Consider the following 14,749-nt stretch of genomic DNA (forward strand, 5'->3'; position numbering starts at 1 on the left):
GGTGAGGAGGGCCCGGCACCGGTCACGGTGCCGGGCCCTTTGCCGTGCCGGTGGTTACCGCGCGGCGTACGAGACGAACGCGGCCCAGGCGTGGGGCACGACGGTGATCTCCGGGCCCGGGGTGACCTTGGAGTCCCGGATGTGGACGGCGGAGGGGTGTGCGGCGACCTCGACGCATTCGCCGCCAGCGCCGCTGCTGTAGCTCGACTTGCGCCAGTCGTAGGCGACTTCGAGGCAGGCGCCGCCTTCGCCGTCGCTGTAGCTGCTCTTGAACCAGTTCATGCGTCTCCCAGCATCTTCTCGATCAGGGACAGAGACTCCCGTGGGGTGAGAGCCTGCGCCCGGATGATGCCATAGCGATCAGCGAAGACGCGGACTTCGTTGTGATCAGTGATCAGCCGGGGATGCCCATAGATCTCCGTGTACGCAACTTGGTGCTTCCCCTTGGGCGTCAGCAGGATGAACGGTCCACCGAGCCCGGCATGGTCCTCGCGATCGGTCGGCATTACCTGAAGCTCAACTGTTCGAAGGCTACCCAGGCGCAGCAGCCGCTGAAGCTGGTTCATCTGGACAGTCCGTCCACCAACCGGTCGGCACAGGATGGACTCTTCGAGCACGAAGCTGAAGGTTGGCGCGGGCCAGCGGTCGAAGATCTGCTGTCGGGCCAGACGATCTGCTACTCGCTTCTCGACCGTTTCCTCGTCCAGCAAGGGGCGACGCTGCGTGAACACGGCTCGGGCGTAGGCCTCGGTTTGGAGCAGCCCCGGCAGCGCATGAGTGCTGTAGTCGTGCAGCGCGACCGCCTCCGCCTCCTCCTTGGCGTAGTCGCGGAACCAGCCGGGATGCCGCACCCGGGCCCGCGCCTGCGCGCTCTCGATCGCCTTCCGCGCAGCCCGCAGCACACCCCCCGCGTTCAGGACGTCGTCCGCCTTGTCGAGGAAGTCCGGCTGGGTGATCCGTACGCCCCGCTCCATCGCGGAGATCTGGCTCTCCGTGTAGCCGACGATCCGGCCGAACTCCTTCTGGGTCAGCCCGGCCCGGACCCGCAGCACCTTCAGTTGCTCACCCACGGCGATGAACAGCTCCGAGGTGAGGCCGTCGTCGTCCTCCATGCACGCCTCCAGAGGGTCACGGGCGACGACTCGTACAGGGCTCTCGCCGTACCCGTACAGAAAGGCCGGTGTCGGGGCGACACCCCTTGTTCAGCGTACGCACATCTCGTCACGCTCGGTGACATGAATCCCCAAATCACCACCCCCACGGTCGAGTTCGCGCGGAGCTTCAGCAGTACGCGGCGGGGCGCCAGCAGTGCGCGGAAACTGGCGCTCGGGCAGTTGGACGCGTGGGGCATCCCGCACGGGAGCGAGCGCTCCGACCGGGCCGCCCTGATCGTCGCCGAGCTGGCCGCGAACGCGGTGCTGCACGGGCACGTACCGGGGCACGCGTGCGAACTCCGGCTCGTACTCGGCACGGTACTCCGCATCGAGGTGACCGACACCAGGGCCGTGCGCCGGCCACTGCGCCCGGAACCGGCCGGTGAGGCCGAGTCCGGGCGCGGGCTGCTGCTGGTCGAGGCGCTGGCGAGGGCGTGGGGCGTGGAGGAGCACCCGCCGGGCAAGACGGTGTGGGCGGAGGTGGGGTGCTAGCAGTTGCCCACCGGCGCGCGCCCGGCGAAGCGGTCGGCCAGCCAGTCGGCGGCGGGCAGCGCGCCGACCGTCACTCCGCCGATGTGACCGAGGAGCGGGAGCGTGTGCCAGGAGACGTTCGCGCCCCGCTCGCACCAGTCGGCCCGCAGCCCCTTCCCCACCTCGTACGGGATGAGCTCGTCCACCGAGCCGTGGTAGAGGTACACCGGCGCGTCCGGGGCGTGGGTGCCGAGGCGGGACTCGCCCAGGCGGGCCTGCCAGTCCGGCTGTTCCAGCGGGTTCCTGACCGTCAGATCGGTGATCTTCTTGAAGGAGCCGACGACGGTGTCGACGGCGACGCAGTTCGTCCGGAAGTAGTCGACGAGCGCCTTGCCGGCGGGGTTCAGGTACGTGTCGAGCCCCAGCTCGGGGAAGGCCGCGTCCTGGCCCGCCGCCGCCATGAAGATCAGGCCGGAGCCGAGGCCGCCGTCGTTGGAGTGGGCGACCTTCATGAGGTCGGCCGGGACCCCGCCGGTGGCGGTTCCCTTGACCTTGAGTTCGGGGGCGTAGGAGTCGTGCAGCTCGGCGGCCCAGCCGCTCGCCTGGCCGCCCTGGGAGTAGCCCATGATCCCGACGGGGGAGTCGGCGGAGACGCCGGGGATGCCCAGGCGCTGGGCGGCGCGGGCCGCGTCGAGCATGGCCGTGCCCTCGGCCCGGCCGACCGTGTAGGTGTGGTCCCCCGGCGTGCCCAGGCCCTCGTAGTCGGTCACCGCGACCGCCCAGCCGCGCTGCACGATCTGGTTGATCAGCGTGGCCTCGACGGCCGTCCCGTACGGGAAGTTCGCGCTCGGGGCGCACGAGTCGCCCAGGCCGACCGTGCCGACGGCGTACGTGACGAGCGGGCGCTGCCCGGTGCGGCCGTCTCTGGGCACGATCACCGTGCCGGACACGACGCTGGGACCGCCGGTGGCGGTGGTGGAGCGGTAGGTGATGTGCCACGCCCTGGTGTTGGTCCACTGGCCCGGCAGCGGGTGGAACGCGGTGGGCGCGGAGCTGACGACATCGCCCGGGCGGGCGGCGGGGGCGGCTTTGTCGTCTGCCGCCGCGAACGCGGTCGGGGCGGCTGCGGAGAGGAGGAGTCCGGCGGCGAGCGCACCGGCGACTCTCGTGCGGAGGGACATTGCGGCACTCCCAACGGTCGTGGGGGGCGGTGCGGTTGGGGAGACCGTAGTGACTGACCGGTAGGTACGGGGCTGACCGTACCGCTCAGCTTCCCTGGCCCAGCCGATACGCACCCGGCGTCGTCCCCGTCCAGCGGCGGAACGCCCGGTGGAAGGCGGTGTCCTCGGAGAACCCGAGCCGGGCCGCGAGCTCCGCGATGGGCTCGCGCCCCCCGGCCAGGCCCGCGATCGCCGCGTCCCGCCGCACCGCGTCCTTGAGCCGCTGGAAGGAGGTGCCCTCCCGCTGGAGGCGGCGCCGCAGGGTGGCGGGGGAGAGGGCGAGCCGGGCCGCCGTCTCGTCCAGCGTCGGCAGCCGGGGCGAGGCGTGCAGCGCGCGGGCGAGGTCGCGGTGGACCTGCTCGGCCACCGTCGTCCCGTACGCCCGGCGGCTCAGCAGCTCGAAGGGGGAGCGCCGCAGCATCCGCTCAAGCGCCGCCTCGTCCCGGACGAGCGGCGCGGTCAGCCAGCGCGCGTCGAACACCGCCTCCGTCCGCGCCCGGCCGAAGCGGACGGGGCAGCCGAAGAGCGACGGATACTCGTCGCGGTGCGGGGGCGGCGGATAGCCGAACGCCGCGCGCAGGAGCGGGATGCGGCGGCCGATCAGCCAGCTGCACAGCCGGTGCGTGATGATCAGCAGGCACTCGGTGAGGAAGTGGTCGTCGTCCCGCCCGCCGAAGTCGCCGTGGACGGCCAGGGAAGCTTCTCCGGCGTCCGTGGTGAGGGCGAGCCGGGGCCCGCCGGGGAACAGGCCGTAGAACGTGATCCCGCGCCGCATCGCCCCGCCCAGATCGCGGCAGCCCAGCGCCGCGCAGCACATCATGGCGAACGTGCCGGGGCGGCTCGGGGCCGTGCCGAGCCCCAGGAACTCGTCCTCGGTCGCCCGGTACAGCGCCCGGAACAGCAGCGCGAACTGGTCGGGCGTGACCCGCGCCCGGTCGTCGCCGAGCAGCAGCGGCGGGATGCCGGCGGCCTGGAGCAGCGGCACGGTGTCGATGCCCCGCCGCTCGGCGCCGCGCAGCACGGCACGCACATGGTGCACGGTGACCGTCCCCTTGCCCATGGGCGAGACCGTAGCGGGATCGGGCGGCGCGGTCAGCGGGCCGTACGGGAAAGGCAGGAGCCCTTCTCCGTACGTCGCCGTACGGGGAAGGGCTCCTTGGGTACTGCTGCTAGTCAGCGATCGCCGACCCGGGCAACTAGGCCGGGGTGACGTTCTCCGCCTGCGGGCCCTTCGGGCCCTGCGTGACGTCGAAGTTCACGACCTGGTTCTCCTCGAGGGAGCGGAAGCCAGACGCGTTGATCGCGGAGTAGTGGACGAAGACATCCGGGCCGCCGCCGTCCTGGGCGATGAAGCCGAAGCCCTTTTCAGCGTTGAACCACTTGACGGTTCCGGTAGCCATAAGCCCTCCTTGGGCCAAAGGGTTGCCCTGCTCCAGAACCTGCAAAGAAGTCTGAAAACTACAAAAGCCTGCGGGTTACATGCTCCGCAGGCTCTGTACTGCAAGGGAAACCAAACTGCAACTTGCGCTGAGCGTAGCACGCAGGATCGGGGCTGCGGTAGAGGGAAAGATCACGCCACTCGGACGTTTGACGTGCCCGTGACGCGCTGACGAACGACCCGCCGTAGCTGGACAAACAGGACAGGTCTAGTCTCGCGATGTGGACCAAACAACCACCCGGCCACGGGTCGGGCACATCCAGTTCCTCAACTGTCTGCCGCTCTACTGGGGCCTCGCCCGCACGGGCACCCTGCTCGATCTGGAGCTGACCAAGGACAGCCCCGAGAAGCTGAGCGAGCAGCTCGTCCGGGGAGACCTCGACATAGCGCCGGTGACCCTCGTGGAGTTCCTGCGCAACGCGGACGACCTGGTGGCCTTCCCCGACCTCGCGGTCGGCTGCGACGGGCCCGTCATGTCCTGCGTGATCGTCTCGCAGTGCCCGCTGGAGGAGCTCGACGGCGCCCGGGTGGCGCTCGGTTCCACCTCGCGCACCTCCGTACGCCTGGCCCAGCTGCTGCTCGCCGAGCGCTTCGGCGTCACGCCCGACTACTACACGTGCCCGCCCGACCTCGGCCTGATGATGCGGGAGGCGGACGCGGCGGTCCTGATCGGGGACGCCGCCCTGCGCGCCTCGCTCCACGACGCCCCGCGCCTGGGGCTCCAGGTCCACGACCTGGGCGCCATGTGGAAGGAGTGGACGGGCCTGCCGTTCGTCTTCGCCGTGTGGGCGACCCGCAAGGACTACCTGGCCCGTGAACCCGGGGTCGTGCGCGAGATCCACCAGGCGTTCCTGGCGTCGCGCGACCTCTCCCTGGAGGAGGTCACCAAGGTCGCCGAGCAGGCCGCCCGCTGGGAGGTCTTCGACGCGGAGCTGCTGGAGCGCTACTTCACGACGCTGGACTTCCGCTTCGGCGCCGACCAGCTCGCGGGCGTAAGGGAGTTCGCCCGCCGCACCGGCCCGACCACCGGCTTCCCGGCGGACGTGGCGGTCGAGCTGCTCGGGGCCTAGGGGGAGCCTTCCGGGGCTTCCCCGGGGCTTGCCTTCCCGGGCTTCCCCGGGCTTGCTTCCCCCGGCTTACCGGTCGGTCAGGGCGACGGGATCGGCGCCTGGAGCTTGCTGCTGATCCACTGCATGGTCCCGTCGGCCATCCCCTTGATGTAGGTGTGGGCGTTGTGCCTGCCGCCCTGGATCACCTGGAGACGGGTCTTGACCGGGCCCTTGCCGTACTTGGCGATGAAGCCGTTCAGGTTCGCCATGCCGCCCTCCTTGGTGCCGATCTGGAAGGCGAGGTCGACCTCGGGGCCGTTGCCGTCGATCAGGGCCTGGGCGAGCTTCTCGGGGTTGTTCGCCTGCTTCTCGGCCTCGTGGCCCGCCCACAGCGGGGAGTCCGGCACGGTGTCCGGGCCGGAGGCGATCACGGCCTTGAACCGGTCGGGCCGCTTGAGCACCGACTTCAGGCCGACGAAGCCGCCGGAGGAGGAGCCCATGAACGCCCAGCCGTCGCGGGACTTGAAGGTGCGGAAGTTCGCCTTCACGAAGTCCGGCACGTCCTCGGTCATCCAGGTGCCCATCCGGGGCTGCCCCGGTATGTCACTGCCGTCGTAGTAGTGCTTCGCGTCCGGGTTGAGGACCGGCATCACCACCACGAAGGGGACGCTCCTGCCCTCCTCGGACCACCGGGTGATGCTGCTCTGGAGCTTGAGGTCGGTGCCCATCCAGTAGTTCTTCGGGTAGCCGTTGCCGCCCGGCAGGGCTATGAGCACCGGGAAGCCGCTCTGCGCGTACTTGGGGTCGAAGTACTGCTTCGGCGCCCAGACCCACACCTTGCCCGTGAACCCCGACTTCTCGCCGTGCAGCGTGGTCACCCCGATCCTGGTGCCGTCCTCCAGCGTGTTCTCCGTGGTGAACCGCGCCTTCGGGCCGGTCGGCAGCAGGGTCTTCGCCACCGCCTCGGAGACCGCGCCCCCGCCCGCCCTGTTCTGCCCGCCGGTCCCGCCGGTTCCGCCGGCCTTGGGCGCGGGCGTCTTCGTGGAGGCCGCCGGGCTGTCGAAGCTCACCGGCTCGCCCTCGTCGGAGCAGCCCGAGACCAGCGCGGCCGAGCCGAGGACGGCGGCGGCTATGAGTGCGGTGGTACGGCGATGCATACGGGGCTCCGAGACGGTTTGATGCGTTTCATGACGGATTTTGGCGGTTTGTGGCGGGTCGTGAGGTTTTCGGGCGCGAACTCCGCAGAGAGAGACGACCGGGCGTTCGTATCGGTTCGTCGCCGTACGGTCCCGATCGGGCCCGGCCCGGTGATCCGGCACACGCCACGCTCTACCCTGCTGTGCGACCGTACGTGACGGCATGGGGGAAGGCAGATCGCGATGCAGCCGCTCGAAGCCGGCGAACCGCGCACCATCGGCGCCTACCGACTGCTCGGCAGACTCGGCGCGGGCGGCATGGGCCGGGTCTACCTGGGCCGTAGCGCGGGCGGGCGCACGGTCGCGGTGAAGGTGGTCCACCCGCACTTCGCCCTCGACGAACAGTTCCGTGCCCGGTTCCGCCAGGAGGTGGAGGCGGCCCGCCGGGTGGGCGGCGCCTGGACCGCGCCGGTCCTGGACGCCGACCCCGAGGCGGCGGTGCCCTGGGTCGCCACCGGCTACGTGGCGGGCCCCTCGCTCGCCCAGGCGGTCGCCGCGCACGGCCCGCTGCCCGAGCGCTCTGTGCGGGCCCTCGGCGCGGGGCTCGCGGAGGCGCTGGCGGCGGTGCACGCGCTCGGACTCGTCCACCGCGATGTGAAGCCGTCCAACGTGCTTCTCACCCTCGACGGCCCCCGCCTGATCGACTTCGGCATCGCCCGCGCCGTGGACGGCACGGCCTCGCTCACCGCGACCGGGGTCTCGATCGGCTCGCCGGGCTACATGTCGCCCGAGCAGATCCTCGGCAAGGGCGTCACCGGCGCCGCCGACGTCTTCTCCCTGGGCGCGGTCCTGGCGTACGCGGCGACGGGCGCGCCCCCGTTCCCGGGCGACTCCTCGGCCGCCCTGCTCTACAAGGTGGTGCATGAGGAGCCCGAGCTGGGCGGACCGCTCGCCGGGGAGATGCGGGCGGCGGTGGAGGCGTGCCTGGCCAAGACGGCCGGGGCCCGCCCCGCCCCCGCCGAACTCGCCCGCCGGCTCGCCCCACGGGGTGCCTCGGCCCTGGTCGCGGAGGGCTGGCTGCCGGGGGCGCTGGTGGAGGAGGTCAGCCGGTCGGCGGTACGGCTGCTGGACCTGGAACCGGAGGCGGCGGACGAGCGGGCGCCGGACGATCGGGTGCCGGGCGAGCGGGGGTCGGGGCCGGTGGCGTTCACCAGCCCGGCGGTGGGGGTGTTCGGACCTCCGGACGCGTCCTATGGGTCGGGAGGGGCGGAGGGGGCGTACGGGTCGGCCGGGTCCGTCGGGACGGACGGGGCGTACGGGTCCGGGGCGCCCGGGTCGTACGCGCACAGCCGCGCCGACGCGGACACGGGCGGCGGCGGTGGCGGCTTCGGGGACGGCAGCGGCGCCGGCTTCGGTGGCGGCTTCGGTGGCGGATCCGTCGCGGACGCCGTTCCGGGACAGCGCGCCCCCGAACCGCCCACCACCCCGCCCTCGCGCTTCTCGCTCTCCGTGGGCACCGCCGTCGAGCCGGGCGAGCCGGGCCGGGGGCGGCGGATGAGCTGCACGGTCGCGCTGGCCGTCGCGGGGGCGGTGGCCGCCGCGACCGTGGGCGCCGCGTTCCTCTTCGACCTGATGCCGGGCGACCGCGACCGCGGCCACGACGCGGCGTCGAGCGGCCCGAGCAGCACGGCCACCGCGCCGCCGGGCGCGACCCCCGGCGGGACGGACGGCCCGGCCGTGGCGCGGGTGCCGGGGGAGTTCCTCGGGACCTGGAAGGGCCCGATGACGGAGTCCACGACCGGGCAGCCGCACGGCGACCTGACGGCCGTGTTCACGGCGGGCGTCACCGGCAAGGACGTCCTCACCACGTCCTCCAAAATCAGCGTGCTGGGCACGACCGTGGAGTGCTTCGGGGTGGGCAGGCTCGTCTCCGGCACCGAGCGGAGCCTGACGATCGAGGAGCGCACCGACCCGGCGCGCCGGGGCACGGCGGGCCTGTGCACCGGCGGCCGGGCGATCCTGGTCTTCACCCGCAACGCGGACGGCACGCTCAAGTACGAGTCCCAGGAGGCGGGCGCGGGCAAGCCGTACGCGACGCTGGTCAAGCAGACGGGCTGAGCGGCACACACCCGTACGGGCGGCGGCGCAGGCACCCCGGGCGGAAGCGGCACGCACCCGTACGGGCGGCCCCGGCACCCGGGCCGAAGCGGGCCGGGCCCGCTGGCGTAGGCTGGCTCGGTCCGTCCGCAACCCTGCCGAAAGGGACACTCCGGTGACTGAGAAGGCCGACCTCCAGTCCGTCCTCGACCGTGCCGCCGCGGGTGGACGCATCACCCCCGAAGAGGCGCTCGACCTCTACCGCTCGGCGCCGCTGCACGCGCTGGGCGCCGCCGCCGACGCGGCGCGCCGCCGCCGGTACGCCGGGACCGAGCACATCGCCACGTACATCATCGAGCGCAACATCAACTACACGAACGTGTGTGTCACGGCGTGCAAGTTCTGCGCTTTCTACGCGGCCCCCAAGGACACCAAGAAGGGCTGGACCCGCGACCTCGACGACATCCTGCGCCGCTGCGCGGAGACCGTCGAGCTGGGCGGCACCCAGATCATGTTCCAGGGCGGCCACCACCCGGACTACGGCGTCGAGTACTACGAGAAGCACTTCAGCGCCATCAAGCAGAACTTCCCGCAGCTGGTCATCCACTCCCTCGGCGCCTCCGAGGTCGACCACATGGCCCGGATCTCCGGCGTCTCGGTGGAGGAGGCGATCGAGCGCATCCACGCCGCCGGTCTCGACTCCTTCGCGGGCGCCGGCGCGGAGCTGCTGCCGGAGCGGCCGCGCAAGGCGATCGCCCCGCTCAAGGAGAGCGGCGAGCGCTGGCTGGAGATCATGGAGACGGCGCACCGGCTGGGCGTGGAGTCCACCTCCACGATGCTGATGGGCACCGGCGAGACCAACGCCGAGCGCATCGAGCACATCCGGATGATCCGGGACGTACAGGACCGCACGGGCGGCTTCCGCGCGTTCATCCCGTACACCTACCAGCCCGAGAACAACCATCTGAAGGGCCGGACGCAGGCGAGCGTCTTCGAGTACCTGCGGATGCTGGCGGTCGCGCGCCTCTTCCTCGACAACGTCGCGCACATCCAGGGCTCCTGGCTCACCGTCGGCAAGGAGGCGGGCCAGCTGTCGCTGCACTACGGCGCGGACGACCTGGGCTCGGTGATGCTGGAGGAGAACGTCGTGTCCTCGGCCGGCGCCAGGCACCGCTCCAACCGCATGGAACTCATCGACCTGATCCGCAAGGCCGGGCGGGTGCCGGCGCAGCGCGCCACGACGTACGAGCACCTGCTCGTCCACGACGACCCGGCGAACGACCCGGTCGACGAGCGGGTCATGTCGCACATCTCCTCGACGGCGATCGAGGGCGGCACGGCGCACCCCGAGCTGAAGCTGCTGGCGTCCAACTAGCCCTCCGGTAGCTTTCCGTGCTGACGATCCACGCCCCTTCGACGGGCGACGCGGTCCTGGTCGAGGGCGACCGGCTGGCGGCGATCGGGCCGTACGAGTCGCTGGCCGCGGCGTATCCCGCGGCGCGGGTGCGGCGGTGGCCGGGCCGGCTGTCGCCGGGCCTGGTGGACCTCGGCGGGGTTGAGCTGCTGGAGCGGGCGTACCACCCGGACCCGCGCGAGGCGGACACGCTCGGCACGGAGCCTCTCGACCCGCCGCCGTTCGCCCTGGACGACGTGCGCCGGGGCGGGTCCGCTCGACGCGGGGTGCAGCGGATGCTGGCGCGGGGGGTGGTGGCGGTGGTGGGTTCGCCGCGGTCGCGTGTGGTGGGGGAGGCGGTACGGCGCTCCGGGCTGGCGGTGGTGTCCGCCCCCGCGCTGCCCCCCTTGGCCGTGGGCGGCCCGGCCCGGTTCGTGGTCTTCGACGAGGGCGGGGTGTGCGTGGCGACGGTGGTGGGGGGCCGCCTGGTGTACCGCGCGAGATGACCCCCACCCCACCCCTTCCCGAAAGCCTCCGGCGGATCCCGTCCGTCTGCGGGCCGGTGGGTGGCTGAGCGCGCAGTTCCCCGCGCCCCTGGGCAGTTGGGGGCGCGGGGAACTGCGCGAGCAACCCAGCACGGTCCGCGGCCGAACGGCGGTTTTTGGGGGCGCGGGGAACTGTGCGACCAGCTATCCACCGGTCTGCGGCCGAACGGCGGTTTTTGGGGGCGCGGGGAACTGTGCGACCGGCCATCCACCGGTCTGCGGCCGAACGGCGGTTTTTGGGGGCGCGGGGAACTGTGCGACCAGCCGCCCACCGGTCCGCAGCCGCACGACGGCCCTCGGAGAGTTTCGGGAAGGGGCGGGGTGGGGGAGAACCGCGCGAAGCGCGAAGGCCCGCGCGCAGCGCAAAGGGGGGCGAGGCCGCACGGCCCGCAGGCGGAACGGGCCCGGGCCGACCCGGGGGGCGCGGGCGGCGGGGGCGAAGCCCCAGGCACAATGAAGACGTGACCCGCGCATCCCTGGACAAGCAGCCACACGACGTCGCCTCGATGTTCGACGACGTCGCCGCGAAGTACGACCTCACCAACGACGTGCTCTCCCTCGGCCAGTCCCGCCTCTGGCGCAAGGAGGTCGCCAAGGCGGTCGACGCCCGCCCCGCCCAGAAGGTCCTGGACCTCGCCGCCGGCACCGCCACCTCCTCCCTCCCCTTCGCCGCCACCGGCGCGTACGTCGTCCCGTGCGACTTCTCCCTCGGGATGCTGAAGGTCGGCAAGGGCCGCCACCCCCACCTGCCGTTCACCGCGGGCGACGCCACGAAGCTCCCGTTCAAGGACGACACCTTCGACGCCGTCACCATCTCCTTCGGCCTGCGCAACGTCCAGGACACCGACACCGCCCTGCGCGAGCTGCTGCGCGTGACCCGCCCCGGCGGCCGCGTGGTCATCTGCGAGTTCTCGCAGCCGACCTGGAAGCCGTTCCGTACGGTCTACAGCGAGTACCTGATGCGCGCCCTGCCCCCGGTCGCCACCGCCGTGTCGTCCAACCCCGACGCGTACGTCTACCTCGCCGAGTCCATCCGCGCCTGGCCCGACCAGCCCGCGCTCGCGGCCCGGCTCCAGCGGGCCGGCTGGTCCAAGGTGGCCTGGCGCAACCTCACCGGCGGTGTGGTCGCGCTGCACCGCGGCTACAAGCCCCAGTAACCCGGCACCCGGCACCGGCACCCCGTGGACCAGCAGGACTACCAGGCCGTCCTCCAGCAGATCGCGGACGACGTCGCGCCCCTCGTGGGCGGCGGCACCCCCGCCGCGTACATCCCCGCCCTCGCCGGCGTGGACCCGTCCCGTTTCGGCATGGCCGTCGCGGACCTCGACGGCAAGGTCTACGGGGTCGGGGACTGGCAGCGCCCCTTCTCCGCGCAGTCGATCACCAAGGTGTTCACGCTCGCCCTGGCCCTCGCGCGCGGCGGCGACAGCCTGTGGGAGCACGTCGGCCGCGAGCCCTCGGGCAACCCGTTCAACTCCCTCGTCCAGCTGGAGTACGAGAACGGCATCCCGCGCAATCCGTTCATCAACGCGGGCGCGCTGGTCGTGACGGACCGGCTCCAGACCCTCACGGGGGACGCCAGCAGCGAACTCCTGGAGTTCCTGCGGCAGGAGACCGGCAACCCCGGGCTCGCCTTCGACGCGGTGGTGGCCGAGTCCGAGGCGGCCCACGGCGACCGGAACGCGGCGCTGGCCCACTTCATGGCCTCGTACGGCAACATCGCCAACGACGTACCGACGCTGCTCGACCACTACTTCTGGCAGTGCGCCATCGAGATGAGCTGCGCGGACCTCGCCCTGGCGGCCCGCTTCCTGGCCCGCCACGGCCTGCGCGCGGACGGCTCGCGGCTGCTGTCGCGCAGCGAGGCGAAGCAGGTCAACGCGGTGATGCTGACGTGCGGGACGTACGACGCGGCGGGCGACTTCGCGTACCGCGTCGGGCTGCCCGGCAAGAGCGGTGTGGGCGGCGGGATCATGGCGGTCGTCCCCGGCCGGTGCACGCTGTGCGTGTGGAGCCCGGGGCTGGACGCCCGGGGCAACTCGGTGGCGGGGGTGGCGGCGCTGGACCGCTTCACGACACTGACGGGTCTGTCGGTGTTCTGAGCCCCACCCCGCCCCTTCCCGAAGGTCCTCCGGCGGACGTCCCGTTCTTCGTCCGCGGCTCGGTGGTGGGTTGCTCGCGCGGTTGCCCGCGCCCCTGGGGGGTCGGGCCTCAGCTTGGCCGAAAGACGCCCACCCCCACGGGTTCAGGGGCGCGGGGAACCGCGCGACCAGCCCACGACGGCCCGCGGACAACCGTCACAGCGACAGCTGGAAGCAGTATCCGGTCCGCTGCGACACCGGTGTCGTGAACGTTTCCGACAACGTCATCCCCAGACGCCGCGTCACCGCCACGGACCGCTCGTTCCGGGCGTCGACCATCGCCACCACGCGCCCGACCCCGGCGCCCCGCACCCGCTCCACCGCGACCCGCGCCGCGGCCGTGGCGTACCCCCGCCCCCACGCCCGCCGGGCGAGCCGCCAGCCGATCTCCACCTCGCCGACCGGGCCCCACCCGTGGGGCCACGGCTGCGCGCCCGTGAAGCCGATCACCGCGTCGTCCTCGTCCAGGAGCGTCCAGAGACAGAAGCCCCGCTCCGCGTCGTGCCGGCGCTGGCGCGCGGTCAGCTCCTCGTACACCGACAGCTCCGCCGCCCTGCCCCCGTGGAACTCCATGACCTCCGGGTCGGCGAACACCTCGTGCCAGGCGTACGCGTCCTCCTCGGTCGGCACACGCAGCCGTACGGCCGGTACGGCGGGCAGGGACTTCTCCTCGATGGAGCTCATGGCGTGGGCAACCCTTCGCGATAACGATCAACACCCACCCATAGACTGCACATGTCCCGTGCGTTCCGGCACACGAAAACGAGTCTTCGGGAGAACCCGCTGTGACCGAGCCCCTCTCCGAACACACCGCGGACGTGATCGTCGTCGGGGCCGGCCCCGCCGGGTCGACCACCGCGTACTACCTGGCCAAGGCCGGACTCGACGTACTGCTGCTGGAGAAGACCGCCTTCCCCCGCGAGAAGGTCTGCGGCGACGGGCTGACCCCGCGCGCCACCAAGCAGCTGGTCGCCATGGGCATCGACGTCTCCGAAGAGGCCGGCTGGCTGCGGAACAAGGGCCTGCGCATCATCGGCGGCGGCGTCCGCCTCCAGCTCGACTGGCCGGAGCTCGCCAGCTACCCCGACTACGGACTCGTCCGCAAGCGCGACGACTTCGACGAGCAGCTGGCCCGCCAGGCCCAGAAGGCCGGCGCCCGCCTCTACGAGCGCTGCAACGTGGGCGCGCCGGTCATCGACGACCGTACGGGCCGGATCACCGGCGTGAACGCCAAGCTCGGCGAGGACAAGCGCGAGGTCACCTTCCACGCGCCGCTCGTCGTCGCCGCCGACGGCAACTCCACCCGTCTCTCCCTCGCCATGGGCCTGCACCGCCGCGAGGACCGCCCGATGGGCGTGGCCGTCCGGACGTACTTCCACTCGCCCCGCCACGACGACGACTACCTGGAGTCCTGGCTGGAGCTGTGGGACCGGCGCGGCCCGGGCGAGGACCGCCTCCTGCCCGGCTACGGCTGGATCTTCGGCATGGGCGACGGCACCTCCAACGTCGGCCTCGGCGTCCTCAACACCTCCGCCTCCTTCAAGGAACTCGACTGGCGCGAGGTCCTGAAGGCCTGGTGCGCCTCCATGCCCGCCGACTGGGGCTACACGGAGGAGAACATGACGGGCCCCATCCGCGGCGCGGCCCTGCCCATGGCCTTCAACCGCCAGCCGCACTACACCAAGGGCCTGCTCCTGGTGGGCGACGCGGGCGGCCTGGTCAACCCGTTCAACGGCGAGGGCATCGCGTACGCCATGGAGTCCGGCCAGATCGCGGCCGACGTCATCGTCCAGGCCCACGCCCGCGCGACCCCCGCCCAGCGCGAACTGGCCCTGCACAACTACCCGAAGGTCCTCAAGGACACCTACGGCGGCTACTACACGCTGGGCCGCGCCTTCGTGAAGCTGATCGGCAACCCGAAGGTCATGAAGATCGCCACCCAGCGCGGCCTGACGCACCCGGTGCTGATGAAGTTCACCCTGAAGATGCTGGCGAACCTGACCGACCCCACGGGCGGCGACGCGATGGACCGCATCATCAACGGCCTGTCGAAGGTGGCCCCCAAGGCCTGAGCGGCCTCCTCGCGCCCGCGCGCACGCGAAAGG

15 protein-coding genes are annotated in these 14,749 nt (G+C 72.1%); 8 read left to right on the forward strand and 7 right to left on the reverse strand.

Annotated features, from left to right (window positions below; all coding sequences use genetic code 11):
- Positions 1–54: 54 nt before the first annotated feature.
- Positions 55–282, reverse strand: a complete 228-nt coding sequence (locus ABZ404_RS29775; RefSeq protein ID WP_358832704.1) for a DUF397 domain-containing protein — start codon at positions 280–282, stop codon at positions 55–57.
- Positions 279–1,112: a helix-turn-helix transcriptional regulator gene (locus ABZ404_RS29780; RefSeq protein WP_358832703.1), complete on the reverse strand. Its 834-nt coding sequence runs from the start codon at positions 1,110–1,112 to the stop codon at positions 279–281. The genes ABZ404_RS29775 and ABZ404_RS29780 overlap by 4 nt, the downstream gene beginning before the upstream one ends.
- Before the next feature lie 123 nt (positions 1,113–1,235).
- Between ABZ404_RS29780 and ABZ404_RS29785 the strand changes: the two genes are divergently transcribed.
- Positions 1,236–1,646, forward strand: coding sequence for an ATP-binding protein (locus tag ABZ404_RS29785; RefSeq protein ID WP_358832702.1), 411 nt, complete (start codon positions 1,236–1,238; stop codon positions 1,644–1,646).
- Here the strand turns inward: ABZ404_RS29785 and ABZ404_RS29790 are convergent.
- From ABZ404_RS29790 to ABZ404_RS29800, 3 genes are all read right to left on the reverse strand, one after another.
- Complete coding sequence (locus ABZ404_RS29790) at positions 1,643–2,806, reverse strand: lipase family protein (RefSeq protein WP_358832701.1); 1,164 nt, start codon at positions 2,804–2,806, stop codon at positions 1,643–1,645. The genes ABZ404_RS29785 and ABZ404_RS29790 overlap by 4 nt on opposite strands.
- 85 nt (positions 2,807–2,891) lie before the next feature.
- A complete protein-coding gene (locus tag ABZ404_RS29795; RefSeq protein ID WP_358832700.1) occupies positions 2,892–3,905 on the reverse strand; it encodes an AraC family transcriptional regulator in 1,014 nt (337 codons plus the stop codon).
- A gap of 136 nt (positions 3,906–4,041) precedes the next feature.
- The gene (locus ABZ404_RS29800; RefSeq protein WP_003967102.1) at positions 4,042–4,245 is read right to left on the reverse strand and encodes a cold-shock protein; all 204 of its coding nucleotides are present in this window, start codon (positions 4,243–4,245) and stop codon (positions 4,042–4,044) included.
- A gap of 259 nt (positions 4,246–4,504) precedes the next feature.
- Between ABZ404_RS29800 and ABZ404_RS29805 the strand changes: the two genes are divergently transcribed.
- A complete protein-coding gene (locus ABZ404_RS29805) occupies positions 4,505–5,353 on the forward strand; it encodes a menaquinone biosynthesis protein (RefSeq protein ID WP_358832699.1) in 849 nt (282 codons plus the stop codon).
- A 77-nt stretch (positions 5,354–5,430) separates the two neighbouring features.
- Here ABZ404_RS29805 and ABZ404_RS29810 read toward each other — a convergent pair whose 3' ends face one another.
- Positions 5,431–6,489, reverse strand: coding sequence for an alpha/beta hydrolase-fold protein (locus ABZ404_RS29810; RefSeq protein ID WP_358832698.1), 1,059 nt, complete (start codon positions 6,487–6,489; stop codon positions 5,431–5,433).
- A 222-nt stretch (positions 6,490–6,711) separates the two neighbouring features.
- Between ABZ404_RS29810 and ABZ404_RS29815 the strand changes: the two genes are divergently transcribed.
- The 5 genes from ABZ404_RS29815 (at position 6,712) to ABZ404_RS29835 (ending at position 12,605) form a co-directional block, all read left to right on the forward strand.
- On the forward strand, positions 6,712–8,586 hold the full coding sequence (locus ABZ404_RS29815) for a serine/threonine-protein kinase (protein WP_358832697.1): 1,875 nt from the start codon (positions 6,712–6,714) through the stop codon (positions 8,584–8,586).
- A gap of 154 nt (positions 8,587–8,740) precedes the next feature.
- Entirely contained in the window at positions 8,741–9,940 is a 1,200-nt protein-coding gene (mqnC, locus tag ABZ404_RS29820; protein ID WP_358832696.1) for a cyclic dehypoxanthinyl futalosine synthase, read from the forward strand.
- A 17-nt stretch (positions 9,941–9,957) separates the two neighbouring features.
- On the forward strand, positions 9,958–10,464 hold the full coding sequence (locus ABZ404_RS29825) for a hypothetical protein (RefSeq protein WP_358832695.1): 507 nt from the start codon (positions 9,958–9,960) through the stop codon (positions 10,462–10,464).
- Between the two features lie 500 nt (positions 10,465–10,964).
- Positions 10,965–11,660 carry a demethylmenaquinone methyltransferase gene (locus ABZ404_RS29830; RefSeq protein WP_358832689.1) on the forward strand — a complete coding sequence of 232 codons (696 nt, stop codon included), beginning with the start codon at positions 10,965–10,967 and terminating at the stop codon, positions 11,658–11,660.
- Between the two features lie 24 nt (positions 11,661–11,684).
- Positions 11,685–12,605 carry a glutaminase gene (locus ABZ404_RS29835; RefSeq protein ID WP_358832688.1) on the forward strand — a complete coding sequence of 307 codons (921 nt, stop codon included), beginning with the start codon at positions 11,685–11,687 and terminating at the stop codon, positions 12,603–12,605.
- A gap of 195 nt (positions 12,606–12,800) precedes the next feature.
- Here ABZ404_RS29835 and ABZ404_RS29840 read toward each other — a convergent pair whose 3' ends face one another.
- Entirely contained in the window at positions 12,801–13,328 is a 528-nt protein-coding gene (locus ABZ404_RS29840; protein WP_358832687.1) for a GNAT family N-acetyltransferase, read from the reverse strand.
- Between the two features lie 101 nt (positions 13,329–13,429).
- Here ABZ404_RS29840 and ABZ404_RS29845 point away from each other — a divergent pair, with 101 nt between their 5' ends.
- Positions 13,430–14,716 carry a geranylgeranyl reductase family protein gene (locus tag ABZ404_RS29845; RefSeq protein WP_358832686.1) on the forward strand — a complete coding sequence of 429 codons (1,287 nt, stop codon included), beginning with the start codon at positions 13,430–13,432 and terminating at the stop codon, positions 14,714–14,716.
- Positions 14,717–14,749 lie beyond the last annotated feature (33 nt).

The organism is Streptomyces sp. NPDC005878, assembly GCF_040629815.1.
Taxonomy (GTDB): Bacteria; Actinomycetota; Actinomycetes; order Streptomycetales; family Streptomycetaceae; genus Streptomyces.

Bases quoted from the DNA above. Each gene is read 5' to 3' on its own strand.
- ABZ404_RS29840 (WP_358832687.1), bottom strand. From the start codon at position 13,328: ATGAGCTCCATCGAGGAGAAGTCCCTGCCCGCCGTACCGGCCGTACGG.
- ABZ404_RS29780 (WP_358832703.1), bottom strand. From the start codon at position 1,112: ATGGAGGACGACGACGGCCTCACCTCGGAGCTGTTCATCGCCGTGGGT.
- ABZ404_RS29810 (WP_358832698.1), bottom strand. From the start codon at position 6,489: ATGCATCGCCGTACCACCGCACTCATAGCCGCCGCCGTCCTCGGCTCG.
- ABZ404_RS29815 (WP_358832697.1), top strand. From the start codon at position 6,712: ATGCAGCCGCTCGAAGCCGGCGAACCGCGCACCATCGGCGCCTACCGA.
- ABZ404_RS29790 (WP_358832701.1), bottom strand. From the start codon at position 2,806: ATGTCCCTCCGCACGAGAGTCGCCGGTGCGCTCGCCGCCGGACTCCTC.
- ABZ404_RS29800 (WP_003967102.1), bottom strand. From the start codon at position 4,245: ATGGCTACCGGAACCGTCAAGTGGTTCAACGCTGAAAAGGGCTTCGGC.
- ABZ404_RS29795 (WP_358832700.1), bottom strand. From the start codon at position 3,905: ATGGGCAAGGGGACGGTCACCGTGCACCATGTGCGTGCCGTGCTGCGC.
- ABZ404_RS29775 (WP_358832704.1), bottom strand. From the start codon at position 282: ATGAACTGGTTCAAGAGCAGCTACAGCGACGGCGAAGGCGGCGCCTGC.
- ABZ404_RS29785 (WP_358832702.1), top strand. From the start codon at position 1,236: ATGAATCCCCAAATCACCACCCCCACGGTCGAGTTCGCGCGGAGCTTC.